This window comes from Bradyrhizobium sp. STM 3562 (assembly GCF_045571435.1).
Classification (GTDB): Bacteria; Pseudomonadota; Alphaproteobacteria; order Rhizobiales; family Xanthobacteraceae; genus Bradyrhizobium.
Genome location: NZ_CP120694.1, coordinates 365,722 through 392,081, shown reverse-complemented (window position 1 = coordinate 392,081; position 26,360 = coordinate 365,722). Strand labels below are relative to the sequence as shown.

Here is a 26,360-nt window from a genome sequence, read left to right as displayed (position 1 = left end):
GTTAGACCGCCTCGGCGCCGGAGATGATCTCGATCAGCTCCTTGGTGATCATGGCCTGGCGCGTGCGGTTATAAATCAGCGTCTGTTTGCGGATCATCTCGCCCGCATTGCGGGTGGCGTTATCCATCGCCGTCATCTGCGCGCCGTAGAACGAGGCGTTGTTCTCCAAGAGCGCGCGAAAAACTTGCACGGCGAGATTGCGTGGCAAGAGGCGCGGCAGAATCTCGTCTTCCGCCGGCTCGTATTCATAGGCCGTCGCCGCCGCACCGCCATTGGCCGGCGCCTCGATCACCAGCGGAATGATCTGTTGCGCGGTCGGAACCTGCGCGATGACAGACCTGAAGCGCGAATAGAACAACGTGCAAACGTCGAACTCGCCAGCCTCGAAACGCGCGATCACCTTCCTGGCGATGTCGTCGGCGTTGGAGAAGGCGAGCTGGCGCACGCTGCGCAAATCCATGTGCTCGACGATCTGCTTCTCGTATTGGCGGCGAAGCTGCTCATAACCCTTGCGGCCGACGCAGAAGAACTTGACCTCTTTGCCCTCGTTCATCAGGGCTTGGGCCCGCTCGCGCGCGAGCCGGACGATCGAGGAGTTGAATGCGCCGGACAGACCGCGCTCGCCGGTGCACACCAAGAGCAGGTGCACCTGATCCCTGCCGGTGCCCGCGAGCAGCGGCGGCGCGCCGGGCGAGCCTGCGGCCGCGCTGGCGATATTGGCGATCACCGCCTCCATCTTTTCGGCATAGGGGCGCGCGGATTCGGCTGCGCTCTGGGCGCGCCGCAATTTCGACGCGGCAACCATCTGCATGGCCTTGGTGATCTTCTGCGTCGCCTTGGTGGAGGCGATGCGCACCCGCATGTCTTTCAGTGATGCCATTCTTCGTTCTCACCCCGCCGAACCCGTTCGGGCCCGGCCCGCTATTCTTTGCCGCGCCATGCCCGGCCTTGCGCCGAGCATCCACGTCTTATTTCTGTCGCCACGGCCAGCGGACCGTGGGTGGCCGGACGTTCGCCTCGCCGAAGAGACTTCGGCCCCGCAGGCGGGACCAGCCCGGCCATGCCGGCGTCACGCGAACGATTTCGCGTACCCCTCCACCGCGGTCTTCAGCTTGGCCGCGCTCTCATCCGAGAGATCACGGGTGTCGCGGATGGTGTTGAGCAGGTCGGCGTGCTTGCCGCGCAGGAGCGAGAGCAGGCCGTCCTCGAAGGCGCGCACCTTGTTGACCGGCAGCGGATCGAGATAGCCGTTGGTGCCGGCCCAGATCACGCACACCTGCTCTTCCATCTTCAGCGGCGAGAACTGCGGCTGCTTCAGGAGCTCGGTGAGGCGCGAGCCGCGGTTGAGCAGGCGCTGCGTCGTGGCGTCGAGGTCGCTGCCGAACTGCGCGAACGCCGCCATTTCGCGGTACTGCGCGAGCTCGCCCTTGATCTTGCCGGCGACCTTCTTCATGGCCTTGGTCTGCGCCGACGAGCCGACGCGCGACACCGACAGACCGACGTTCACGGCAGGCCGGATGCCCTGGAAGAACAGGTCGGTCTCCAGGAAGATCTGGCCGTCGGTGATCGAAATCACGTTGGTCGGAATGTAGGCCGAGACGTCGTTGGCCTGGGTCTCGATCACGGGCAGCGCGGTCAGCGAGCCAGCGCCCTTCTCGTCGTTGAGCTTGGCGGCGCGCTCGAGCAGGCGCGAATGCAGATAGAACACGTCGCCCGGATAGGCTTCGCGGCCCGGCGGGCGGCGCAGCAACAGCGACATCTGGCGGTAAGCGACGGCCTGCTTGGACAAGTCGTCATAAATGATCACGGCATGCATGCCGTTGTCGCGGAAATATTCGCCCATGGTGCAGCCGGTGAACGGCGCGATGTACTGCATCGGCGCTGGATCGGAGGCGGTGGCCGCAACCACGATGGAATATTCCAGCGCGCCCTGCTCTTCCAGCACCTTCACGAACTGCGCGACGGTGGAGCGCTTCTGGCCGATCGCGACATAGACGCAGTAGAGCTTGATCTTCTCGTCACCGGTCGCGTTCAGCGGCTTCTGGTTCAGGATGGCGTCGAGCGCGATCGCGGTCTTGCCGGTCTGGCGGTCGCCGATGATCAACTCGCGCTGGCCGCGGCCGATCGGGATCAGGGCGTCGATCGCCTTCAGGCCGGTCGCCATCGGCTCGTGCACCGACTTGCGCGGAATGATGCCTGGCGCCTTGACGTCGACGCGGCGGCGCTCGGTCGCCTGGATCGGCCCTTTGCCGTCGATCGGATTGCCGAGCGCGTCGACGACGCGGCCGAGCAGACCCTTGCCGACCGGCGTGTCGACGATGGCGCGGGTGCGCTTCACCGTCTGGCCTTCCTTGATCTCGCGGTCGGCGCCGAAGATCACGATACCGACGTTGTCGCTCTCGAGATTGAGCGCCATGCCGCGGGTGCCGTTCTCGAACTCGACCATCTCGCCGGCCTGGACGTTGTCGAGGCCGTAGACGCGGGCGATACCGTCACCGACGGACAACACCTGCCCGACTTCGGAGACCTCGGCTTCCTGGCCGAAATTCTTGATCTGATCTTTGAGGATCGCGGAAATTTCCGCGGCGCGGATGTCCATCAGCCTGCCTCTTTCATCGCGTGCTTAATCGAATTGAGTTTGGTGCGAAGCGAACTGTCGATCATGCGGCTGCCGAGCTTGACGACAAGACCGCCGATGATCGCGGGATCGACTTTCACATTGAGGGCGACGTCCTTGCCGGTCACTGACTTCAGTGCCGATTTGAGCGCGTCGAGATTCTTTTCGCTCAGCGCCTCCGCCACCGTGACTTCGGCGCTGGCCTCGCCCTTGAACTTGGCAACCAGCGCGCGGAAGGCGCGGATCACGTCGGCGACCGCGAACAGGCGACGATTGGTGGTGAGCACTTTGAGGAAATTAGCGGAGATGCCCGAAATCCCGGCCTGATTGAGCACGGCCGTGAGCGCCGAGAGCTGGATATCGGCCGAAAAGACCGGGCTCCGCACGAGCCGCCTGAGGTCAGCACTCTGCTCGAGCATAGAGTTGAATTTGTCGAGATCGAGCAGGACCGTATCAATGGCCTTTTCATCGCGGGCCAATTCGAACAGGGCCGTTGCGTAACGGCCAGACACTCCCGAAACAGTCGGATCTTCAGCAGCCACAGACTTAGCTCTTTTAGCTGTCAAACTCGCAAGGGAAAAACCGTCGCCGCAAAACGCGGCGCCTAGCGATCCAAGCCCTTGGAATTCAAGCGGGACTTCGATTTTTTACCCGGCACGCGAGAGCACCGGGACCGTCAAAAATCGCGGCTTTGCTAACATAGCAGGGGCGCAGGTGCAACATGACTGGGCCGCCGCAAACGCGCTTGCTGCTCGTGTTTTAGCCGCAACTTCGCGGGCGAATTCTCTCACGCGAAATTTGGCAGAAGCGTCGCCCTCGCCGTCTGCCCAGAATCCAAATGTCCGGGAGGCATGACTGCCCTTTGTTCCTCGGCGCGGCGCATAGCCGCATGAGCTCAGCGCAAGGAACCGCCGCCGACCAGCGTTCGGCCTTAACTCGGTTTTTACTTGCCGCAGCGCGGCGACAACTGGCGACAACTGTATTCGCCAGTATTCGTAAGTATTAAAAAGGTTAATTGTTGGTTAACGAACCGTGTTACGGAACCTTTGTTGATGATCTGAATCGGTAACGAGATATTTCAGCCTGAGATAAATCAGGTTTACTGCCCAATTCACGCCTCATTGACCCGTGAAACGGCGCCGTCTCCACAACGAGATGGGGGTACCACTTGCCACACGTGTGGCAATACTTCTGCCAAAGGGACTAATCTGAATGAAAGCACGGAATAAGTGGACGGCGGGGCGCATCACCCGCTCGCGGACGGCGCTTGCTGTTGTCGCTGCAACTCTTCTGGTCGGTGGAACCGCCACCGAGGCTTCGGCCAAATCCAGGCACCACTATCATCCTCGTCACCATCACACCCATCACGCCCTGAACATGTCGGGCAACTCCGCTCAGGAGTCCCATGAGTCGATGACGCCGTCCTTCGGGGGTGGACGCGTGTTCACCGGCGTCGCCTCCTTCTACGGCAATGAGTCCGGCCGGCAGACCGCTTCCGGCCAGCGTTTTGACCAGAACGCGCTCACCTGCGCGCACCGCTCGCTGCCCTTCGGCACCAAGCTCCGCGTGACCCATGGCGGCCGCAGCGTCGTCGTCACCGTCAACGACCGTGGCCCGTTCGTTCGCGGCCGTATCCTCGACCTCTCGACCGCCGCGGCGCGTGCCGTCGGCCTGACCAGCGCCGGCGTCGGCCGCGTCACGGCCGAAGTCATCGGCTAAAGCCGCGCGAGCTTTCACCCCATTCAGCGCCGTTGCGTACTTCGCCCTGAACAGGACGGCAGAACTGGTTGCGCGCTGACACACGAAACCCGCCGTCACCGATGACGGCGGGTTTTTTTGTCTTGGCACCGTCGTTCCGGGGCGATGCGCCAGCATCGAACTCTGATGTGCAATTGCACATCTGAGAATCTCAGGGTTTCCCGATGCGCAATTGCGCATCTGAGGTTCGGCTCCTTCGAGCCACCCCGAAAGGACGAAGCAGTCATCACAAAAAGCTCTGCGGATCGACGTCGACTTCGAGCTTGAGATTGCCTGTCGTCTTGGGCGCGGCGGCCAGCCAATGCCGTAGATAATCCGAGAGATCGACATTGCGCGCCGACTTCAGCAGCAGGCGGAAACGGTAGCGACCCTTGATCACCGCGAGCGGCGCCTCCGCCGGTCCCAGGAGCAGGACCCGCTCATCGCGCGGCGCGGTGGTCGCCAGTTTACGCGCAAAGCCCTCGGCGATGGGGCGATCGCCTCCCGAGATGATCAGGCTCGCGAGCCGGCCGAACGGCGGATAGAGCGTGCGCTCGCGCGCCTCGATCTCGCTGGCATAAAACGCTTCGCGGTCGCAGGCGATCAGCGCCTTCATCACGGGATGCTCAGGCTGATGCGTCTGCAAGTAGCCGACGCCGCGGCCCTGGTCGCGCCCGGCACGGCCGATCACCTGGTTGAGCAATTGCCAGGTGCGCTCGGCGGCGCGCGGATCGCCATTGCCGAGGCCAAGATCCGCATCGACCACGCCGACGAGATTGAGGCGCGGAAAATGATGGCCCTTCGCCACGAGCTGCGTGCCGATGATGATGTCGACGCGTCCTTCCGCGATCGCGTTGAGCTCGCTGCGCATGGTCTCGATCGAGGTGATCAGATCGCTCGACAGCACCATGGTACGCGCGTCGGGAAACAGGGATGCCGCCTCTTCCTGCAGCCGCTCGACACCGGGCCCGATGGCGGCCAGCGATTCCTCGGCCGCGCAGTTCGGGCAGACGTGCGGGCGCGGCATCGAGAAGCCGCAATGATGACAGACGAGGCGCTGGCGAAAGCGGTGGTCGACCAGCCAGGCATCGCAGATGGTGCAGGCGAAGCGGTGGCCGCAGGCGCGGCACAGCGTCAGCGGCGCATAGCCGCGGCGATTGAGGAACAAGAGCGCCTGTTCGCGCCGATCGATCGCATTCTGCACCTCTTGCGCCAGGCGCGGCGAGATGAAGCGGCCGCGCTGCGGCGCTTCGCGGCGCAGGTCGATGGCTTCGATATGGGGCATGTGCGCCCCGCCGAAGCGCTGCGGCAGCACCACGCGCTGGTAGCGGCCCTTGCGCGCATTGACCTCGGTCTCGACCGACGGCGTCGCCGACGCCAGCACGACCGGGATCTTGGCGATATGGCCGCGCACCACCGCCATGTCGCGCGCATGGTAATGCACGCCGTCATCCTGCTTGTAGGACTGGTCGTGCTCCTCGTCGACCACGATCAGGCCGAGATCGGCATAGGGCAGAAACAGCGCCGAGCGCGCGCCGACCACGACCGGCGCCTCGCCGCCAGCGATCGCCGCCCAGTTGCGCTGCCTGGTGCGCGGCGTGAGCTCCGAATGCCACTCGATTGGTCGCACGCCAAAACGCTGCGCGAAGCGGTCGAGAAACTGGCCCGTGAGCGCGATCTCCGGCATCAGGATCAGCGATTGCTTTTCGCGGCGAATGACCTCGGCGACCGCCTCGAAATAGACTTCGGTCTTGCCCGACCCGGTGACGCCATCGAGCAGCGCCACGTGAAAGCTGCCGCTCGCGGCGAGCGCGCGCATGGTATCGACCGCGGTGCGCTGCTGGCGCGAGAATTCAGGCTGCGCATGGGACGGATCGGGCGCGGGCGGCGGCGGCGCCGGCGGCAACGGCTCCGTGACCAGCGTGCCCTCATCGACGAGGCCGTCGATCACGCCGGTCGAGACGCCGGCCTCGTGCGCGGCCTCGCTCTTGCCATGCAACAGGCGGTCCGAAAGCACCGCGAGCAGCCGCTTGCGCGCCGCGGTGAGCCGTTGCGGCGGCTCGCCGACCAGCCGCACGCCGATGCGCACCCGCTCGGGTCCCAAATGCTCGCCCATGCGCAGGCACATGCGCAGCACCATACCGCGCGAGGACAGCGTATAATTGGCGACCCAATCCACCAGCGAGCGCAGCTCCTGCTTGAGCGGCGGCACATCGAGCTTCTCGGCGACGTCCTTCAGGCGATTGTGCAGCCGCGGATCCGGATTGGCGTTTTCGCCCCAGACCACGGCAAGTACCTCGCGCGGACCAAGCGGCACGCCGACGACATCGCCGGCCTTCAGCTCCATGCCGCGCGGCACGCGGTAGGAATAGGTCTGGTTCAGCGCGACCGGAACCAGCACATCGACGACGCGTGTCGATGTCGGGGAAGAAAAGCCGGTGCGGGGAGCGTGATCCATCGGAGGGGGTAACTTAACGCCGGTTGGCTTTCTTAGCGAAGGCGAAAGGAAAGCGGTGCGATATAATCATGAGAATCACTGCGCCAACAGCCCATGGCCCGAACGCCACCTGCCACTGAGCCGATCGAGCTCGACTGTGCCGACGAGACCATCGCGCTGGAAATGGCGCGCTGGCTGTCGCACCTGCGCGCCGAGCGCAGATTATCGCCGAAGACGCTGGAAGCCTATGGCCGCGACGTCCGCCAATGCCTGGCGTTCCTCTGCGAACATTGGGGCGCGCGGGTGACGCTCGCGCGCTTTTCAGCGATCGAGGCGACCGACGTGCGGGCCTTCATGGCGATGCGGCGCGCGGACGACGTCGCCAGCCGCTCGCTGATGCGGGCCCTGGCGGGACTGCGCTCGTTCGGCCGTTTTCTCGAGCGCGAAGGCAAAGGCAAGCTCGGCGCATTGTCGGCGATCCGTGCGCCCAAGGTCGGCAAGAGCCTGCCGAAGCCGATCCACATCGCCGGCGCCAAGCGCCTGACCGATGCCGATGAGCGCGCGGGCGAAGAGCGCGAAACCTGGATACTGGTGCGCGACGCCGCGGTGATGGCGTTGCTTTACGGATCCGGCTTGCGTATTTCCGAAGCACTGTCGCTCAAGCGGCGCGACGTGCCGCAGCCTGGCGCAGGCGACGTGTTGACCGTTACCGGCAAGGGCAACAAGACGCGCATGGTGCCGGTGCTGCAGAACGTGCTGCAGTTGATCGCGGACTATGTCCGGATGTGTCCGCATGCGCTGCCGGCGGAAGGGCCGATTTTCGTCGGCGCGCGCGGCGGACCGCTCAATCCGCGCATCATTCAGCTCACCATGGCGCGACTGCGCGGCGCGCTCGGCCTGCCCGACAGCGCGACCCCGCATGCGCTGCGGCATTCCTTTGCGACTCATTTGCTGTCACGCGGCGGCGACTTACGCGCGATCCAGGAATTGCTCGGCCATTCCTCGCTCTCGACCACGCAAGTTTATACCGGCATCGACAGCGAGCGTTTGCTCGAAGTCTACCGCAGCGCGCATCCACGGAGCTGAACGGCGCGTTCATCAAGCTGACACGCACCTGTCACGCGCAAGCGCGCCCAGCGCCCCCTTGCGCCAGCAGCGTGGTTCCGGCATTCGTGTTGCCGGTCCTATCCGGAGAGAAATCATGAGCGCGCACGAGAGCATGGAGCACGCCGAACACGCCGAGCACGCAGCCGGCGAAAACAGGAAGATCGCGCTGTTGATCGCGATCATTGCGCTGTGCCTTGCACTATCGGAGACGCTGGGCAAGGGCGCGCAGACAGAAGCCATCAGCAAGAACGTCGAGGCCTCCAATCTGTGGGCGTTCTTCCAGGCCAAGACGATTCGCCGCACCGTGGTACAGACCGCTGCGGAGCAAACCAAGCTCGGGCAGGGCAGCGTAGCGGATGACGCCGCCAAGGCTGCGGCACAAAAGCAGATCGACGACTGGCAGAAGACCGCGGCGCGCTACCGCTCCGAGCCGGAGACCGGCGAAGGCACCGAACAGCTATCGGAACGCGCCAAGCACGCTGAAGAAGAGCGAAATCTCGCGACCGCCAAGTACCACCATTTCGAGCTCGGCTCCGCCGCCTTCCAGATCGCGATCGTGCTGGCATCCGCCACCATCATCACGGGCATCCTGGCGCTGGCCTGGGTCTCGGGTCTCCTGGCCGTCGTGGGAATCGCGATCACGGCGCTCGGCGTGTTCGAGCCGCATCTGTTGCCGCTGCATTGAGCTACGCACTCACTGCAACACCGTCACCCTGAGGAGCGCACATCGCGCGCGTCTCGACGGGCGACCGCCCGGCTGATGCAGCGGGGCCGTTCATCCTTCGAGGCTCGGGGAGCCTGTCATCGGGCCGCGCTTCGCGCGGACCCGGTGGCGAGCACCTTCAGCGACAAACGGCGAAGCCGTTTGCGCAGGGACAACGGATCCACTACCGCGCCTCGTGGACGCTCTTGCGGAAGCGCAGGATCAGCCGCAGCATTCGTGCCGTCCAGCGATCGCTATCGCCGCGCAAGACTGCAAGAATCTTCGCCTTCACCGGATCGACCAGCTCCTTGCACTTGGCACGCAGCGCCAGCACGAACTCGTAGAGCTTTTCGAACCAGGCCATCTCCAGAAGCTTCGGCCGCGTCACGTCGAATATGAAAGCGGTGATACCGACGCCGAGGAATTTCGCGAACAGAATGGTCGTGAACGCGCTCATCCAATACTGATGCATGAGCAGCCAGACCCCGATCATCTTCAGCGGAAACAGCGGGATCACCGGCACGATGAAGACGACCAGCGTCATCGCCGGTGACAGCGTATCGACGCGGTCCGCGAGCCACTGCTTGAAGGCGCTGAGCGGGATGGCGGCGACGACCCGGGCGACGATGGGTTCGAGATGATCCCACAGCCAGGCTTCGATCAAAAAGATGATCGCCAGCAGAATCCAGACGGGTTGCAGAAGGCGGCGCAGCATTCAATTCGTCCCGCCCGCTTCGCATCCGGGGCGTCGGCTACATATGGATGGCCCGCTTGCCGACCGCAAGCGCGGCTTCCTTGATAGCTTCCGACCGGGTTGGATGCGCATGACAGGTGCGGGCGAGATCTTCTGCAGAGCCACCGAACTCCATCAATACGGCCGCTTCATGGATCATTTCGCCCGCTTCGCGGCCAACAATGTGCACGCCAAGGACACGATCGGTCTTCGCATCTGCGAGAATCTTTACAAAACCATCCGTGGTCTGGTTGACCTTGGAGCGGCCATTGGCGGTGAACGGGAATTTGCCGACGGTATAAGCGATGCCGGCCTGCTTCAGCTCTTCCTCGGTCTTACCAACGGCCGAGACTTCCGGCGTTGTATACACAACGCCGGGTATGACATCGTAATTCACGTGACCGGCTTGGCCGGCGATGATCTCGGCAACGGCGACGCCTTCATCTTCGGCCTTGTGCGCGAGCATCGGCCCCGCGACCACGTCGCCGATGGCGTAGACGCCTTTCAGCGTGGTCGCAAAATGCGGGTCGATCTGCACGCGGCCACGATTGTCGAGCGCAACGCCGGCCTCCTTCAGGCCGAGGCCTTGCGTATAGGGCAAGCGGCCGATCGCAACCAGCACGACGTCGGCCTCCAGGCTCTCTGCGGGTCCGCCCGCTGCCGGCTCGACCTTCACCGCCAGCGTCTTGCCCGAGGTATCAACGCCCGTGACCTTGGAAGACAGCTTGAACACAAAACCCTGCTTTTCCAGGATGCGCTGGAATTGCTTACAGATCTCGCCGTCCATCCCCGGCAAGATACGGTCCAGGAATTCGACCACCATCACGTCGGCGCCCAGGCGGCGCCACACCGAGCCGAGCTCAAGTCCGATCACGCCGGCACCGACGACCAGCATTTTCTCGGGCACCTTCGGCAGCGACAGCGCGCCGGTCGAGGAGACGATGCGCTTCTCATCGATCTCGATGCCCTTCAGCGGCGCGACATCGGAGCCGGTGGCAATCACGATGTTCTTGGTCTCGATCGCTTGCGCCTTGCCATCCAGGGAAACTTCGACCCTGCCGGTGCCGAGGATCTTGCCGACACCGCGGATAACGTCGATCTTGTTCTTCTTCATCAGGAACTCGACGCCCTTGACGTTGCCGTCGATGCCCTGCTGCTTGAAGTTCATCATCGCGGGCAGATCGAGCTTCGGTGCGGAGACGGCAACACCCATTTTGGCGAAGGAATGCGCGGCTTCCTCGAACATCTCCGAAGCATGCAGGAGCGCCTTCGACGGCATGCAACCGATGTTGAGGCAGGTGCCGCCCAGCGTCGCATTCTTCTCAACGACGGCGACTTTCATACCGAGCTGTGCCGCGCGGATGGCGCACACATATCCGCCAGGACCGGTGCCAATGACAACGAGATCGTAAGTGGGCATGATTGAAGTCCTGTATGCTCAAAGTCTGTGACAGGTATTAGCGCCCACCCGAGACATCAAGGATGGCGCTGGTCACGTAGGAGGCCTCGTCCGACATCAGCCAGAGGATCGCATTGGCGATTTCATCCGCCGTGCCGACGCGTTTCATCGGCACGTTCGGTGCAAGCCGGTGCGCGCGGTCGGGCTCGCCGCCGCTCGCGTGGATTTCGGTGTCGATCAGGCCGGGCCTGATCCCCGCGACACGAATGCCTTCGCCGGCGACCTCGTAGCCGAGGCCGAGCGTGAAGGAGTCGATCGCGCCCTTGGACGCGGCGTAATCGACATAGGTGTTGGGGGAGCCGAGCTTGGCGGCCACAGAGGATAAATTGACGATGACGCCGCCCTTGCCGCCATGGCGCGTCGACATCCGCTTCACGGCCTCGCGCGCGCACAGGATGCTGCCGGTGACGTTGACCGCCATCATGCGCTGGATGCGCTCGGCCGACATCTCGTCGACCCGCGAGGTCGGCCCGACGATGCCGGCATTGTTCACCAGCGCCCCGAGCGGGCCGAGCTTGTCGGCTGCCTTGAACAGCGCGAGGATGTCGCGCTCCTCACCGACGTCGCATTTCACCGCGATCGCCTTGCCGTTCTTGGCTTCGATTTCGGAAACCACGCCGTTCGCGGCGGCCTGGTTGCTGGCGTAGCCGATGCAGACGCGGTAGCCGCGCGTGGCGGCGGCAAGTGCGGTGGCGCGGCCGATGCCGCGGCTGCCGCCAGTGATGATGACGACTTGGTCGGTCAATGTCGTCCCCTATCCCTTATCATCGCGTACGCATGGCTTGAATCAAAGATCGAGCACCAGGCGCGCAGGATCCTCCAGGCTTTCCTTGACGCGCACCAGGAAGGTCACCGCTTCCTTGCCGTCGATGACGCGGTGATCATAGGACAGCGCCAGATACATCATCGGGCGAACCTCGATCTTGCCGCCGATCACCATCGGCCGCTCCTGGATCTTGTGCATGCCCAGGATGCCGGACTGCGGCGCGTTCAGGATCGGCGTCGACATCAGCGAGCCGTAGATGCCGCCATTTGTGATCGTGAAAGTGCCGCCCTGCATCTCCTCGATCTTGAGCTGGCCGTCGCGAGCGCGCCGGCCGTAATCGGCGATGCCCTTCTCGATTTCGGCGATCGACTTCTGGTCGCAATCGTGCACGACGGGGACCACCAGGCCGCGGTCGGTGCCGACCGCGATGCCGATGTGGTAGTAGTTCTTGTAGATGAGATCGGTACCGTCGATCTCGGCGTTGACGGCCGGAATGTCCTTCAGCGCCTGCACGCAGGCCTTGGTGAAGAAGCCCATGAAGCCGAGCTTCACGCCGTGCTTCTTCTCGAACACGTCCTTGTACTGCGCGCGCATAGCCATCACGTGGCTCATGTCGACCTCGTTGAAGGTCGTCAGCATCGCCGCGGTGTTCTGCACGTCCTTCAGACGCCGCGCGATGGTCTGGCGCAGCCGCGTCATCCGCACGCGTTCCTCGCGCGCCGCATCGTCAGGCGGGGACGGCGCACGCACCTGCACCGCAGCCGCCGGTTGGCTGATCGGCATCGGCGCCGAAGCGGCGCGCTCGATCGCGGCCAGCATGTCGCCCTTGGTGACGCGGCCGTCCTTGCCGGAGCCCGGCACGGTCGACGCATCGACGCCGCTTTCGGCCGAGAGTTTTCGCACCGACGGCGCGAGCGGAATGTCTGAAGGCGCGGCCTTCGGTGCGGCGGCCGGAGCGGGCGCCGCTTGTGGCGCAGGCGCGGCCGGCTTGGCTGCAGCGGGAGCAGCGGCAGCGGGCGCAGACGCGGGCTTGGCCGCAGCGGCCGCGCCATCATTGATCTGACCAAGCAACGCGCCAACGGCGACCGTCTCACCGTCCTTGGCGATGATCTCGCCAAGCGTGCCGGCGGAAGGTGCCGGCACCTCGATGGTCACCTTGTCGGTCTCGAGCTCGACCAAGGGCTCGTCAACGGCAACCGGATCGCCGGCCTTCTTGAACCAGCGGCCGATGGTGGCCTCCGTGACGGATTCGCCGAGCGTCGGAACGCGAATTTCGGTCATGATGCTTTCCTCGAAAAACCTGTGCGTCAAAAGCGTAACTGTCATCCTCCGCGAAAGCGGAGGATCCAGGAACCCGAGCCGGCGATGCTCAAGCGTCGCTGGCGCGGGCTGCTGGATGCCCCGCTTTCGCGGGGCATGACGGGTGGATTGCGGTTAGTTCAGCGCGTCGTCCAGCAGTGCCTTGAGCTGGGCGAGGTGCTTCGACATCAAACCGGTCGCGGTCGCCGCCGCCGCGGCGCGGCCGGCGTAACGCGGGCGGCGATGCGTGGCGCCGACCTGGTTCAGCACCCACTCCAGATACGGCTCGATGAAGTGCCACGCGCCCATGTTGCGCGGCTCTTCCTGGCACCACACCATCTCGGCGCCCTTGAAGCGGGCGAGCTCCATCACCAGCGCCTTCAGCGGCACCGGATAAAGCTGCTCGATGCGCATCAGGTAGATGTCGTCGATGCCGCGCTTCTCGCGCTCTTCATAGAGATCGTAATAGACTTTGCCCGAGCACAGGATCACGCGACGGATCTTGTCATCCGGCACCAGCTTGATCTTCTCATCGGGCTGCATCTGCGCGTCATCGTAGAGGATGCGGTGGAAGGTCGTGCCCTTGGCCAGCTCCTCGAGCTTCGAGACCGCACGCTTGTGGCGCAGCAGCGACTTCGGCGTCATCAGGATCAGCGGCTTCCTGATCTCACGATGGAGCTGCCGCCGCAGCACGTGGAAATAGTTGGCCGGAGTGGTCGGATAGGCCACCTGCATGTTGTCCTCGGCGCAGAGCTGCAAATAACGCTCCAGGCGCGCGGAGGAGTGCTCCGGCCCCTGGCCTTCGTAACCATGCGGCAGCATGCACACGAGCCCGGACATGCGCAGCCATTTGCGTTCGCCCGAGGAGATGAACTGGTCGAACACCACCTGCGCACCGTTGGCGAAGTCACCGAACTGCGCTTCCCAGACGGCGAGCGCATTCGGCTCGGCGAGCGAGTAGCCATATTCGAACCCGAGCACGGCTTCTTCCGACAACAGCGAGTTGATGACCTCGTAATGGCCCTGCTCGCCGCCCAGATGATTGAACGGCGTGTAGCGGCTTTCATCCTCCTGATCGATCAGGACCGAGTGCCGCTGCGAGAAGGTGCCGCGTTCGGAATCCTGCCCGGAGAGCCGCACGTGATAGCCTTCCTGCAGGAGCGTGCAGAACGCCAAAGCCTCGCCGGTTGCCCAGTCGATGCCGACGCCGCTCTCGATCGCCTTGGCCCGGTTGTCGAGGAAGCGCTGGATGGTACGGTGAACCCGGAAGCCATCCGGCACCTTGGTGATCTTGCGGCCGATGTCCTTGAGCGTCGCGATCTCGACGCCGGTCACGCCGCGGCGGGCATCCTCTTCCTGGTCGGCGATCTTGAAGCCGGCCCACTTGCCGTCCAGCCAATCGGCCTTGTTCGGCTTATAGCCGGCACCCGCCTCGAACTCGGCATCCAGCCGCGCCCGCCAATCGGACTTGGCCTTCTCGACTTCGCCTTCGGTGATCACGCCATCGGCAACCAGGCGCTTGGCATAGATCTCCAGCGTGGAGGGGTGCGAGGCGATCCGCTTGTACATCACCGGCTGGGTGAAGCCCGGCTCGTCGCCCTCGTTGTGACCGTGGCGGCGATAGCACCACATGTCGATCACGACGGGCTTGTGGAATTTCTGCCGGAACTCGATCGCGACCTTGGCGGCGAACACCACGGCTTCCGGATCGTCGCCATTCACATGGAAGATCGGCGCGTCGATCATCTTCGCCACATCGGAGGGATAGGGCGAGGAGCGCGAGTAACGCGGATAGGTGGTGAAGCCGATCTGGTTGTTGACGATGAAATGCAGGGAACCGCCGGTGCGGTAACCCTTCAGGTCCGAGAGGCTGAAGCATTCGGCCACCACGCCCTGGCCGGCGAACGCCGCGTCGCCATGCATCAGGAGCGGCAGCACGGAAATGCGCATATCGGGCGGATCGCCATGCTGATCCTGCTTGGCGCGCACCTTGCCGAGCACCACGGGATCGACGATTTCCAGATGCGAGGGATTCGCGGTCAGCGACAGATGGATGCGGTTGCCGTCGAACTCGCGGTCGGACGAAGCACCGAGATGGTACTTCACGTCGCCCGAACCTTCGACGTCCTCAGGGTTCGCCGAGCCGCCCTTGAACTCGTGGAACAGCGCGCGGTGCGGCTTGCCCATGACCTGGGTGAGCACGTTGAGACGGCCGCGATGCGGCATGCCGACGACGATTTCCTTCACGCCGAGATTGCCGCCGCGCTTGATGATCTGCTCCAGCGCCGGGATCAGCGATTCGCCGCCGTCCAACCCGAAGCGCTTTGTTCCCGTGAACTTGACGTCGCAGAACTTTTCGAAGCCTTCGGCCTCGATCAGCTTGTTCAGGATCGCCCTGCGACCCTCGCGCGTGAAGCTGATCTCCTTGTCCGGCCCCTCGATGCGCTCCTGGATCCAGGCCTTCTGCGCCGCATTGGAAATGTGCATGAACTCGACGCCGAGCGTCTGGCAATAGGTGCGCTCGCAGATCGTCACGATCTCGCGCAACGTGCCATATTCGAGGCCCAGCACGTGATCGAGGAAGATCTTGCGGTCAAAATCGGCTTCCTCGAAACCATAGGTGCGCGGGTCGAGCTCTTCACGGCTCGGATGCTGCTCGATGCCGAGCGGATCGAGATTGGCGTGGAAATGACCGCGCATGCGGTAAGCGCGGATCAGCATCAAGGCCCGCACTGAATCGCGCGTCGCCTGGTGCAGCTCGGCGGCGGTGATCTCGGCGCCCTTGGCCTGCGCCTTGGCGGCGATCTTCTGGCCGACCGCCTTCTCGACGGTGGCCCAGTTGCCGTCGAGCGCGCTGGTCAGTTCGTCCTGCGGGGTCAGCGGCCAGTTGTCGCGGCTCCAGGAGGGACCTTCGACGTTCTTGATGACGTCCGCCGGCTGGTCCTTCAGGCTCTTGAAAAACTCCTGCCACTCACTGTCGACCGAGGCCGGGTCTTTCTCGTAACGGGCGTAGATGTCGTCGATGTAGGTGGCGTTGGTGCCCTGCAGAAATGACGAGAGGGCAAAGGCGGCGTTCGCGTCTTGGCGAGACATGATCGAGTCCTGGTGATTTACTTCGCGACCGAAAAGGTGCGGTCGCCGACCCACGGCAGCGGATCAGCGCGGCGGTCTTAGAGACCGTTTACCTTATTTAGTGTAAATGTTCAGGCCGAAAAGAACGAAAGACTGAATCACCGCTTCAATTTTTCGGCAAGCGTGTGTCCGAGCCGGGCTGGCGATGGGGACACTGTAATTCCAGCAGATTCCATGGCTTCTGTCTTCGACCGGGCGTCGCCCTTGCCGCCGGAAATGATGGCGCCGGCATGACCCATGCGCCGGCCGGGGGGCGCCGTGACGCCAGCGATGAACCCGACCATCGGCTTCTTGCGGCCCCGCTTGGCCTCATCCTTGATGAATTGCGCCGCGTCCTCCTCGGCCGAGCCGCCGATCTCGCCGATCATGATGATCGAGGTGGTCTTGGGGTCGGCCAGGAACATTTCCAGCACGTCGATGAACTCGGTGCCCTTGACCGGGTCGCCGCCGATGCCGACCGCAGTGGTCTGGCCGAGGCCCTCCTGGGTGGTCTGGAACACGGCCTCATAGGTCAGCGTGCCCGAGCGCGAGACGATGCCGACATTGCCCGGCTTGAAGATATTCGCCGGCATGATGCCGATCTTGCACTCGCCCGCGGTCATCACGCCCGGGCAGTTCGGCCCGATCAGGCGCGACTTCGAGCCGGAGAGCGAGCGCTTCACCCGCACCATATCCAGCACCGGAATGCCCTCGGTGATGCAGACGATCAGCGGAATCTCGGCATCGATCGCTTCGCAGATCGCATCCGCCGCGCCCGGCGGCGGCACGTAGATCACGGATGCGTCCGCGCCGGTCTTCTCGCGCGCTTCCCGCACCGTATCGAACACCGGCAGGCCCAGATGGGTCGCACCGCCTTTGCCCGGCGAGGTGCCGCCGACCATCTTGGTCCCATAGGCAATCGCAGCCTCAGAGTGGAAGGTGCCGTTCTTGCCGGTGAAACCCTGGCAGATGACCTTGGTGTTCTTGTCGATCAGGATGGACATGTCTGTTGCTGCTTCCGCGTGGATGTCGTTTGTCAGTGGATCCGCTTGTAGACGCCGGTGAGCACGTCGCTCCACCCCTCGGCATCCGGCGAGAACTGGATCTTCATCGAATAGCTGTCGTCATCGATGATCTCGTAGATGTGGCGCGCATTGCCGCGCAGCGAGCCGCGCACCAGGGTCAGCACCTTGCCGATCCAAGAGCCGGAGGCCGGCGATGGCGCGAAATAGCCCAGCGAGTCGTGCCAGAATAGTTTGTAAAGCCGATCCTCGCGGTCATAGGTGAAGAGCGCATGGGTGGCAAAGCTCTCCTTGCCGTCGCGCGTCTGCCTTGCGTCCTGGATCAGGTAGAAGCCGTTGAGGTCCATGCGGGCGACGACGTGCGAGGTCGCCGGCCCGCCCTCTACCCAGCGCGAGGGATAGACCACCTCCTCGCCGCTCCATTCGCCCGCGAACACGCCCAATCTGCGATGCTCCTGTAGAGGCGCCGGTGCGGCGAGATGGTCCTCGGCCATGGCCGTTAGCTCCCTTTGACGGCCTTCACGATCTTCTGCGCGGCGTCATCGAGATTGTCCGCCGGCAGCACGTTCAGGCCCGATTCGCGGATGATCTTCTTGCCCTGCTCGACATTGGTGCCTTCGAGCCGCACCACCAGCGGCACCTTCAGGCCCACTTCCTTCACCGCGGCGACAACGCCTTCGGCGATGACGTCGCACTTCATGATGCCGCCGAAGATGTTGACCAAAATGCCCTTCACGTTGGGATCGGCGGTGATGATCTTGAAGGCGGCCGCGACCTTTTCCTTGCTGGCGCCGCCGCCGACGTCGAGGAAGTTCGCCGGCGACATGCCATAGAGCTTGATGATGTCCATGGTCGCCATGGCAAGGCCGGCGCCATTGACCATGCAACCGATATTGCCGTCGAGCGCGACATAGTTGAGGTCGTATTTGGACGCCTCGATCTCCTTGGCGTCCTCCTCGGTTTCGTCGCGCAGCGCCACGACCTCGGGATGCCGGAACAGCGCGTTGTCGTCGAACGCGACCTTGGCGTCGAGGACGCGCAGGCTGCCCTGCTTGGTGACGACCAGCGGGTTGATCTCCAGCATCGCCATGTCCTTGGCGACGAAGGCGTTGTAGAGCTGGGTCGTCAGCTTCTCGGCCTGCTTGGCGAGATCGCCTGTGAGGTTCAAGGCCTTCGCGACCGCGCGACCGTGGTGCCCCATGATGCCGGTGGCCGGATCGACCGAGAACGAGACGATCTTTTCCGGGGTCGAATGCGCGACATCCTCGATGTTGACGCCGCCTTCGGTCGAGACCACGAAGGACACTTCGGACGTTTCGCGGTTGACCAGGAGCGAGAGGTAGAACTCCTTCTCGATGTCGGAGCCTTCCTCGATGTAGAGGCGGTTGACCTGCTTGCCGGCGGGGCCGGTCTGCACCGTAACCAGGGTTGCGCCAAGCATCTGCTTGACGAACTCTTTCACCTCGCCGGCCGATTTCGCGATGCGCACGCCGCCCTTCTCGCCAGCGGAGGCCTCCTTGAACTTGCCCTTGCCGCGGCCGCCGGCATGGATCTGGCTCTTCACCACCCAGATCGGCCCTGGGACCGACTTGGTGGCGGCATCGGCGTCCTCGGGCCGCAGCACCGGGAAGCCTTTCGACATCGGCACCCCGAACTCGCTGAGCAGTGCCTTGGCCTGGTATTCGTGAATATTCATCAGGGACGCTCCCCAACCCTCATCCGGTGAATTGCAAAAGATCCACACCGATTTCGTTCTGGTATACCATATACCAATCCAGCTTCAAGACCCGAAGCTGGGCGATTTCGGCGAGGCAAGGATTACCGGCCGAGCAGGTCGGGCGCGATCTTCTTGCAGGCGTCGACCAGGCCCTGCACGGCAGCGACCGACTTGTCAAAACCCTCGCGATCCTTCCCGGCGAGCTCGATCTCGACGATGCGCTCGACGCCCTTGCTGCCGATCACGACGGGCACGCCGACATACATGTCCTTCACGCCATATTCGCCGTTGAGGTAGGCGGCGCAGGGCAGCACCCGCTTCTTGTCGCGCAGATAGCTCTCGGCCATCGCAATCGCCGAGGCGGCCGGTGCGTAAAAGGCCGAGCCGGTCTTGAGCAGATTGACGATCTCGGCGCCGCCATTGCGGGTCCGGTCGACGATCTCGTCAATGCGAGCCTGCGAGGTCCAGCCCATCTTGACGAGGTCGGGCAGCGGAATGCCTGCTACCGTGGAGTAGCGCGCCAGCGGCACCATGGTGTCGCCATGGCCGCCCAGCACGAAGGCGGTGACGTCTTCGACCGAGACGTTGAATTCGTCGGCGAGGAAGTAGCGGAAACGCGCGGAGTCCAGCACACCCGCCATGCCGACCACCTTCTTGTGCGGCAGGCCGGAAGCCTTCTGCAGCGCCCAGACCATGGCGTCGAGCGGGTTCGTGATGCAGATGACGAAGGCGTTCGGCGCGTATTTCTTGATGCCGGCGCCGACCTGCTCCATGACCTTGAGATTGATGGAGAGCAGATCATCACGGCTCATGCCGGGCTTGCGCGGCACGCCCGCGGTGACGATGCAGACGTCGGCGTTGTCGAGCGCCTCGTAGGAATTGGTGCCGGAATATTGGGCATCGAAACCGTCGACCGGCGAGGATTGCGCGATGTCGAGCGCCTTGCCCTGCGGCACCCCCTCGGCAATGTCGAACAGCACCACATCGCCAAGCTCCTTCAAGCCGATGAGGTGAGCCAGCGTTCCGCCGATTTGACCGGAGCCAATCAAAGCAATCTTGTCGCGTGCCATGGAAGCCTGTCCTTTGAACCCGAGCCGGGGTGGTTTGAAGTCGAGTGGCTGTTATCGCTTTCGACTGATACGTTCAAGTCGCGCCATGCCCAATTGTCGCACCTGCCCTGAATTCGGTCAGGGCTGGCGACCTGTCGTTCCGGGGCGCGCGAAGCGCGAAACCAGAATCTCGCGCACCACTTCTGGATTTCGGGTTCGCTCGCATCGAAGTCGGCTGTTGCCGACTTGGACAACCAAAATTGCCGAACTCGGGTAAACCCGAGTTCGGGGCGAGCGCCCCGGAATGACGGGTCGGGAATTTTAGGTCTCCACCAGTCCCGTGGTGGCGCCGCTGGCCGCGGAATCCTTCCGTCCGTGCGCCAGCGCCAGGTAGGAATCCGAGCTCATCTCGATCAGGCGCGAGGAGGTGCGCTTGAACTCGTTGGCCTCGTGGCCCTCGGTCGCGAGATAGAGCGACATCGGGTCAGCCTCCGCCGAAGCCATCAGCTTCACGGCATTGTCATAGAGCGTGTCGATCAGCGCGATGAAGCGCTTGGCCGCGTTGCGCTGCGGATAGTCCATCACCGGAATGCGATCGATCAGGATGGTATGATAGTCGTGCGCGAGCCGCAGATAGTCGGACGCGGCCAGCGGCTTTTCGCAGAGATCGGCAAAGGCAAAGCGAGCGACGCCCTGCGAGGAGCACGGCACATGCAGGATGCGCCCCTTGATCGAAATATCGCGCGGCTTGCACTTGGCGTGGCCGGTCAGCTTCACCCAGGCATTGTCGAGTGCGCGATCGGCTTCCGCATCGGCCGGCACCAGCCACATCTTGACGCCGGCGAGCTTCTCCAGCCGAAAATCGGTTCTGGCGTCTAGCCGCAGTACGTCCATATGCGCCTCGATCTGCGCAATGAAGGGCAGGAACAGCGCGCGGTTGAGGCCGCCCTTGTAAAGATCCTCCGGTGCGACGTTTGAGGTCGCCACCACCACGGTGCCGAGCTCGAACAGCTTTGCGAACAGTCGCCCCAGGATCATCGCATCGGCGATGTCGGTGACGTGGAACTCGTCAAAGCAGAGCAGCCACGCCTCGTCGAAAATCGCGCCCGCGGTGAGCGCGATGACATCGGTATCGCCGATCTCGCCGCGGGCGATGTTCTGCCGGTAGCCATAGATGCGCTCATGCACTTCGGCCATGAATTCGTGGAAATGGGCCCTGCGCTTGTGCGCGACAGGACTCGCCTGAAAGAACAGATCCATCAGCATGGTCTTGCCGCGGCCGACCTCGCCATGAACGTAGAGGCCGCGCGGCGGTGTGTCGTTCTTGTCGCCGAACAGTCGCCCGAACAGGCCCTGCTTGCGCGACGGCTTATAGCCCGCAAGGCGACGTTCCAGGGTCGCGAAGGCCTCTGCGACCTCGGCCTGGGCCGCATCGGCCTCGATGGCGCCGGACGAGATCAGAGCCTGGTATTGAGCTTGGAACGAAGAGGAAGGTGGCGTGAGCATGGATCTCTTTCGGCCTCAGCCGGCCGAAAATTGCAAGTCGACATTTGCAGCCGGGGTATGCAGGCAGGGCGGCCCACCCACGTACCCTCGTCACTTTCGGCGAAAGCGGGGAATCCAGTAGCCGCGCCGCCCGAGATTTGTCGGCACCGCCTCTGGAATACTGGATCGCCCGGTCCCGTCTACGCCAAGGCTTCCACGGGGCCAGCGACTCCCGGGCACGCCGGAGCTTTAGCGGAGGCGGCAAGCCGGGCGATGACAGTGCGAGTGCGGCAAGAGCCGCGCGTCCTACGCGCTCAGCGCGTAGGAATCCTCGACGACATAGGGGCCGCCGCCAGTGGAGGCGCGCGAGGAAAACAGCACGAAGCGCTCGGCGGTAAAGACCTTGCTCGGGAAATAGCCGCGCAGCGAGAGATAATCGGCAACGTCCTGGCTCGAAGCATCATAGAGCCGCGCCAGCGTGACATGCGGAATGAATTTGCGTCCCTCCGGATCAAGCCCGATGCGCTGCATCAGCCGCTCCAGCTCCGCCTGCAACTCGATCAGCGGCCGGCTCGGCACGATGGTGGCGACCACCGCGCGCGGCTTGCGTCCGCCGAAGCTGGAGAGACCCCGCACCGTCACCTCGAACGGCTTGCGGTCGACCCGCTCCAGCATCGAGGCGATCTCGTGGGCGGAGGCGCCGTCGATATCACCGATGAAGCGCAAGGTGACGTGGTAATTCTCGGGATCGATCCAGCGGGCGCCGGGGAGACCACCTCGCAGGCTGGAAAGCGTCTGGCAGACATCTGGCGGGATTTCCAGACCAGTAAACAAACGCGGCATCGTCAGGACTCCCGATGCTTGCGGCCCGATCCAGGCAGATCGGACCTGACCACAAATCCCGGCGGCGAATCACCGATGCGGAATTTGTACCGTAGTTATGTGACTCTGCGAAGCATCCTGCGTTAACGAAGCGGAAAGCCCCGTAGAAACACGTAAACGGGTAAGCGTCACCTTGCCCATTTTTCAACTAGGCTGACCTTTTATCGTGCCTAAAAATGCCTCCACCGTGGGCAAGACATTCTTCACGATAATGTCGACGCCTTCCGCGGTGGGATGAACCCCATCGGCCTGGTTGAGCTTCGCGTCGGCAGCGACGCCGTTCAGGAAGAACGGGTAAAGCGGCACGTCGAAGGCTTTCGCAAGATCCGGGTAGATCGCGTCGAAGCGCGCCGCATAGTCGCTGCCGTAGTTCGGCGGCGCCAGCATGCCGCACAACATCACCGCGATTCCGCGCTTCTTCAGCCGGCTGACGATGTCAGAGAGCGCCTCGCGCGTGATCTTGGGATCGATGCCGCGCAGGGCATCGTTGGCGCCGAGTTCGACGATCACCGCCTGGGTTCCCTCGGGCACCGACCAATCGAGCCGGTCGCGGCCCCCGGAGGCGGTGTCGCCCGACACCCCGGCGTTGGTTATCTCCACCTCTATACCCTTGTCTCTCAAAGCTTTTTGTAGCTTGGCCGGAAATGCCGCAGCTCCCGGCAGCCCAAGGCCGGCACTCAATGAATCGCCCAGAACCACCATCTTGATGGGCTTGGCTTCGCCCGCCGCGGAGGTTTGCACGAAAGAGGGCTGCACCGTCATCATGGCGACCATCAACACGACTATGTGCATGAACAATCGTCCACGCCTCTCGACCGCGCCGGACCAAGTGCCATATGACCGAGCCATGGACAGTCGCATCGAACCCTCGCAATTTTCCGGCCTTGCCCCGGACACCATTTCCATCAAAGACGTCAACCTCTCGCTCGGCACCGGCGCTGCGCGCGTTCACATTCTCAAGGATATCAGCCTGCGCGTGGCCTCAGGCGAGGCGCTCGGCCTGATCGGGCCGTCGGGCTCGGGAAAATCCACGCTGCTGATGGTGATGGCGGGATTGGAACGTCCAGACAGTGGAGAGGTGGTGGTCAACGGCACCGCTTTCAATGCCCTCAACGAGGATGCGCTGGCGCGTTTTCGCGGCCGGCAGGTCGGCATCGTCTTCCAGTCGTTTCACCTGATCCCGACCATGACGGCGCTGGAGAACGTCGCGGTGCCGCTGGAACTCGCGGGCGTGGCTGACGCGGCCGCGCGCGCCGAACAGGAGCTAATCTCGGTCGGACTCGGTCACCGCCTGCATCATTATCCAACCCAGCTTTCCGGCGGCGAGCAGCAGCGCGTCGCGCTCGCCCGTGCACTCGCGCCGGATCCCGCGATCCTGGTGGCCGACGAGCCGACCGGCAATCTCGACGAAGCCACGGGCAAGCAGATCGTCGACCTCATCTTCACCAAGCACGCCGAACGCGGCATGACGCTCGTGCTGGTCACCCACGATCATTCGCTGGCCGAACGCTGCGATCGTGTGGTGCGCTTACGATCGGGCCACATCGACGATACCAGCGCGGATCGCAACACCGCGTCATGAGCATCGCAGTCGAACATCCCGGCAGTCGTCGCGATGCGGCGCTTGCCCTGCGTTACGCCTTGCGTGAATTGCGCGGCGGCCTGCGCGGATTCTACGTGTTCATCGCCTGCATCGCGCTTGGCGTGATGGCGATCGCAGGCGTCGGCTCGGTCGCGGCCAGCCTCTCGGACGGGCTTGCGCGCGAGGGTCGCACCCTGCTCGGCGGCGACGTTGCCTTCGTGCTGTTTCAACGCGAGGCAAAACCCGCCGAGATCGGCTTCCTGCGCTCGCGCGGTGAGCTCTCGGTCGCGGCGACCCTGCGCGCCATGGCCAAGACCTCCGACGGCAAGCTTGCGCTGGTCGAAATGAAAGCGGTCGACGACAACTATCCGATGCTGGGCGCGCTGTCGCTCGCGCCCGACAGGCCGACCGCAGACCTGGTTGCACAGCGCGATGGCGCTTATGGCGCGGCGGCCGATCCGGCGCTGCTTGCCCGGCTCGATCTCAAGATCGGCGACAAGGTCTCGATCGGCGACGCCACCTTCCAGATCCGCAGCGCCGTCGACGCCGAGCCCGACAAGCTTGCCAGCGGCCTTGGCTTCGGGCCGCGCTTTCTGGTCAGCATCGACGGCTTGCGCGCGACGGGGCTGCTGCAGCCGGGCAGCCTGGTGCGCTGGATCTATCGGGTCAGGCTGCCGGACAATGCCTCCGATGACCGCGCGATCGCCACGCTCCTCGATGACGCGCGGCAAGCCGCGCCCGAGGCCGGCTGGGAGGTGCGCAGCCGCGGCAATGCGTCGCCGCAGCTCGAGCGCACGATCGATCGCTTTACGCAGTTTCTCACCCTGGTTGGCCTCGCCGCGCTTCTGGTCGGCGGCGTCGGCGTCGCCAATGCGGTCAAGAGCCATATCGATCGCCGGCTGGAGGTGATCGCGGCGCTGAAGGCGCTCGGCGCGACCGGCCGTGACGTGTTCATGATCTATCTTGCGCAAGTGATCGTGCTCGCGAGTTTGGGCGCGGTGATCGGGCTGGTCGCGGGCGCCGCCCTGCCCTTCGTCATCGTCGGCCTGTTCGGCAAGCTCCTGCCGCTGCCGGTGGTGCCGGCGCTGCATGGGAGCGAGCTCGCACTGTCCTTCGTTTACGGTCTTCTGACCGCGCTCGCTTTCGGCCTGTGGCCGCTCGGCCGCGTCCACGACGTGCCGGTCGCGGCGCTGTTCCGCGAGGCGGTGGTCGCCGAATGGCACCGGCCGCGCTGGCGCTATCTCGCGCTGATGGCGTTCGTGATCGCGCTGCTGGTCGCGGTGGTGATCGGACTGGCCTACGACAAGCGTATCGCGGCCGTGTTCGTCGTCGCTTCGGTGATTGTCTTTGCGGTGCTGCGCGGCATTGCGGCCGGCGTGATGGCGGCGGCCGTGCGTCTGCCGCGCACGCGCTTTCCCATGCTGCGGCTGGCGATCTCCAACATCTACCGGCCGGGCGCGCTGACGCCCTCCGTGGTGCTGTCGCTTGGCCTCGGGCTTGCGGTGCTGGTTACCATCACGCAGATCGACGGCAATCTGCGCCAGCAGTTTCTGGCCTCGCTGCCGGACCGCGCGCCGTCCTTTTTCTTCATCGACATTCCCTCATCGGATGCCGACCGTTTCAATGCCTTCCTCAAACAGATCGAGCCGCAATCGACGGTGGAGGACGTGCCGATGCTGCGCGGGCGCATCGTCGCGGCGCGCGGTGTGAGGGCGGAGGACCTTGCCCCGTCATCCGACTCCGAATGGGTGCTGCAGAGCGACCGCGGCCTGACCTATACCGGCGACATTCCGAAAGGCTCCAAGATCGTCGAGGGGCAGTGGTGGAGCAAAGACTACGACGGGCCACCCCTGGTCTCGATCGAGAAGAAGATCGCCGACGGACTGAAGCTCAAGCTTGGCGACGAGATCGTGGTCAATGTGCTCGGCCGCGACATCCCCGCGCGCATCGGCAATATGCGCACGATCGACTGGCAGGGGCTCGGCATCAATTTCGTGCTGGTGTTTTCGCCCAACGCCTTCAAGGGCGCGCCGCACACCCACATCGCCACCTTGACGGAAGCCTATCCGGACCCCTCCGGCGATGGACGCATCATCAAGCAGGTGGCGAACGCCTTTCCGATGGTGACGAGCGTGCGGGTGCGCGAGGTCATGGAAACCATCGGTTCGGTGGTCTCCAATCTCGCGCTGGCAATCCGCGGCGCCAGCGCCGTAACGCTGATTTCGGCGATCCTGGTGCTGGGCGGGGCCCTGGCCGCCGGCCACCGCCATCGCGTCTACGACGCCGTCATTCTGAAGACCCTCGGTGCCACCCGGGTCCGGCTGCTTGGCGCCTACGCCCTGGAATATCTGCTGATTGGCCTCGCCACGGCCGTGTTTGCCGTGATTGCGGGCTCGATCGCGGCCTATCTGATCGTGACCCGCCTGATGACCTTGAGTTTCGTCTGGCAGGCCGGCAGCGCCGCGGCCGTGGTCCTGGCGGCACTGCTGGTGACCGTCGGGCTGGGTCTGGCCGGGACACTCTTGGCACTGAACCAGAAACCCGCCTCGGTGCTGCGAAACCTCTAAAAAGGGCTATTGAGGCTTAACGGTCGGCAGACTGCCGTTTTCGGCCTTTTTGTCGCGGGATTTGGGCATTGGAGCGACATTCGGCCG

Annotated in this window: 21 protein-coding genes; 5 read left to right on the top strand and 16 right to left on the bottom strand. The window is 64.0% G+C overall.

The features are described 5' to 3' along the window. Position 1 precedes the first annotated feature (1 nt). The 3 genes from P6U23_RS01860 to P6U23_RS01850 all read right to left on the bottom strand — a co-directional run bounded on the left by P6U23_RS01860 (position 2) and on the right by P6U23_RS01850 (position 3,159). The gene (locus P6U23_RS01860) at positions 2 to 880 is read right to left on the bottom strand and encodes a F0F1 ATP synthase subunit gamma (RefSeq protein WP_407177924.1); all 879 of its coding nucleotides are present in this window, start codon (positions 878 to 880) and stop codon (positions 2 to 4) included. Positions 881 to 1,069: 189 nt separating this feature from the next. Continuing rightward, complete coding sequence (gene atpA, locus P6U23_RS01855) at positions 1,070 to 2,599, bottom strand: F0F1 ATP synthase subunit alpha (RefSeq protein ID WP_407177923.1); 1,530 nt, start codon at positions 2,597 to 2,599, stop codon at positions 1,070 to 1,072. Continuing rightward, positions 2,599 to 3,159, bottom strand: a complete 561-nt coding sequence (locus tag P6U23_RS01850; protein ID WP_407177922.1) for a F0F1 ATP synthase subunit delta — start codon at positions 3,157 to 3,159, stop codon at positions 2,599 to 2,601. The genes atpA and P6U23_RS01850 overlap by 1 nt, the downstream gene beginning before the upstream one ends. A gap of 670 nt (positions 3,160 to 3,829) precedes the next feature. Here P6U23_RS01850 and P6U23_RS01845 point away from each other — a divergent pair. Beyond that, positions 3,830 to 4,336, top strand: coding sequence for a septal ring lytic transglycosylase RlpA family protein (locus P6U23_RS01845; RefSeq protein WP_407177921.1), 507 nt, complete (start codon positions 3,830 to 3,832; stop codon positions 4,334 to 4,336). Positions 4,337 to 4,601: 265 nt separating this feature from the next. Here P6U23_RS01845 and P6U23_RS01840 read toward each other — a convergent pair whose 3' ends face one another. Continuing rightward, the gene (locus P6U23_RS01840; protein WP_407177920.1) at positions 4,602 to 6,812 is read right to left on the bottom strand and encodes a primosomal protein N'; all 2,211 of its coding nucleotides are present in this window, start codon (positions 6,810 to 6,812) and stop codon (positions 4,602 to 4,604) included. A gap of 93 nt (positions 6,813 to 6,905) precedes the next feature. Here P6U23_RS01840 and P6U23_RS01835 point away from each other — a divergent pair, with 93 nt between their 5' ends. Both P6U23_RS01835 and P6U23_RS01830 read left to right on the top strand, forming a co-directional pair. Beyond that, entirely contained in the window at positions 6,906 to 7,877 is a 972-nt protein-coding gene (locus tag P6U23_RS01835; protein WP_407177919.1) for a tyrosine recombinase XerC, read from the top strand. 115 nt (positions 7,878 to 7,992) lie between these two features. Then, complete coding sequence (locus P6U23_RS01830) at positions 7,993 to 8,583, top strand: DUF4337 domain-containing protein (protein WP_407177918.1); 591 nt, start codon at positions 7,993 to 7,995, stop codon at positions 8,581 to 8,583. A gap of 202 nt (positions 8,584 to 8,785) precedes the next feature. Here P6U23_RS01830 and P6U23_RS01825 read toward each other — a convergent pair whose 3' ends face one another. The 12 genes from P6U23_RS01825 to P6U23_RS01770 all read right to left on the bottom strand — a co-directional run bounded on the left by P6U23_RS01825 (position 8,786) and on the right by P6U23_RS01770 (position 22,916). After that, positions 8,786 to 9,316, bottom strand: coding sequence for a hypothetical protein (locus P6U23_RS01825; protein ID WP_407177917.1), 531 nt, complete (start codon positions 9,314 to 9,316; stop codon positions 8,786 to 8,788). Between the two features lie 37 nt (positions 9,317 to 9,353). Further along, on the bottom strand, positions 9,354 to 10,754 hold the full coding sequence (gene lpdA / locus P6U23_RS01820; protein ID WP_407177916.1) for a dihydrolipoyl dehydrogenase: 1,401 nt from the start codon (positions 10,752 to 10,754) through the stop codon (positions 9,354 to 9,356). Positions 10,755 to 10,791: 37 nt separating this feature from the next. Further along, a complete protein-coding gene (locus P6U23_RS01815; protein WP_407177915.1) occupies positions 10,792 to 11,538 on the bottom strand; it encodes an SDR family oxidoreductase in 747 nt (248 codons plus the stop codon). 42 nt (positions 11,539 to 11,580) lie between these two features. Further along, positions 11,581 to 12,840 carry a 2-oxoglutarate dehydrogenase complex dihydrolipoyllysine-residue succinyltransferase gene (odhB, locus tag P6U23_RS01810; RefSeq protein WP_407177914.1) on the bottom strand — a complete coding sequence of 420 codons (1,260 nt, stop codon included), beginning with the start codon at positions 12,838 to 12,840 and terminating at the stop codon, positions 11,581 to 11,583. A 153-nt stretch (positions 12,841 to 12,993) separates the two neighbouring features. Continuing rightward, positions 12,994 to 15,951 (bottom strand): 2-oxoglutarate dehydrogenase E1 component, encoded by a 2,958-nt coding sequence (locus P6U23_RS01805; RefSeq protein ID WP_407177913.1) that lies wholly within the window; start codon positions 15,949 to 15,951, stop codon positions 12,994 to 12,996. Positions 15,952 to 16,088: 137 nt separating this feature from the next. Further along, positions 16,089 to 16,973 carry a succinate--CoA ligase subunit alpha gene (gene sucD, locus P6U23_RS01800; protein WP_024511430.1) on the bottom strand — a complete coding sequence of 295 codons (885 nt, stop codon included), beginning with the start codon at positions 16,971 to 16,973 and terminating at the stop codon, positions 16,089 to 16,091. 32 nt (positions 16,974 to 17,005) lie between these two features. Next, positions 17,006 to 17,485, bottom strand: coding sequence for a DUF1579 family protein (locus P6U23_RS01795; protein ID WP_407177912.1), 480 nt, complete (start codon positions 17,483 to 17,485; stop codon positions 17,006 to 17,008). 5 nt (positions 17,486 to 17,490) lie between these two features. Then, positions 17,491 to 18,687, bottom strand: a complete 1,197-nt coding sequence (gene sucC, locus P6U23_RS01790) for an ADP-forming succinate--CoA ligase subunit beta (RefSeq protein WP_407177911.1) — start codon at positions 18,685 to 18,687, stop codon at positions 17,491 to 17,493. A 122-nt stretch (positions 18,688 to 18,809) separates the two neighbouring features. Continuing rightward, positions 18,810 to 19,778 carry a malate dehydrogenase gene (mdh, locus tag P6U23_RS01785; protein WP_407177910.1) on the bottom strand — a complete coding sequence of 323 codons (969 nt, stop codon included), beginning with the start codon at positions 19,776 to 19,778 and terminating at the stop codon, positions 18,810 to 18,812. Between the two features lie 300 nt (positions 19,779 to 20,078). After that, positions 20,079 to 21,263: a cell division protein ZapE gene (zapE, locus tag P6U23_RS01780; protein WP_407177909.1), complete on the bottom strand. Its 1,185-nt coding sequence runs from the start codon at positions 21,261 to 21,263 to the stop codon at positions 20,079 to 20,081. Between the two features lie 285 nt (positions 21,264 to 21,548). Further along, positions 21,549 to 22,085, bottom strand: coding sequence for an RNA 2',3'-cyclic phosphodiesterase (thpR, locus tag P6U23_RS01775; protein ID WP_024511425.1), 537 nt, complete (start codon positions 22,083 to 22,085; stop codon positions 21,549 to 21,551). 183 nt (positions 22,086 to 22,268) lie between these two features. Then, the gene (locus P6U23_RS01770; RefSeq protein WP_407177908.1) at positions 22,269 to 22,916 is read right to left on the bottom strand and encodes an arylesterase; all 648 of its coding nucleotides are present in this window, start codon (positions 22,914 to 22,916) and stop codon (positions 22,269 to 22,271) included. Between the two features lie 55 nt (positions 22,917 to 22,971). Between P6U23_RS01770 and P6U23_RS01765 the strand changes: the two genes are divergently transcribed. Beyond that, the gene (locus P6U23_RS01765; RefSeq protein ID WP_407177907.1) at positions 22,972 to 23,706 is read left to right on the top strand and encodes an ABC transporter ATP-binding protein; all 735 of its coding nucleotides are present in this window, start codon (positions 22,972 to 22,974) and stop codon (positions 23,704 to 23,706) included. Beyond that, a complete protein-coding gene (locus P6U23_RS01760) occupies positions 23,703 to 26,273 on the top strand; it encodes an ABC transporter permease (RefSeq protein WP_407177906.1) in 2,571 nt (856 codons plus the stop codon). The genes P6U23_RS01765 and P6U23_RS01760 overlap by 4 nt, the downstream gene beginning before the upstream one ends. Positions 26,274 to 26,360 lie beyond the last annotated feature (87 nt).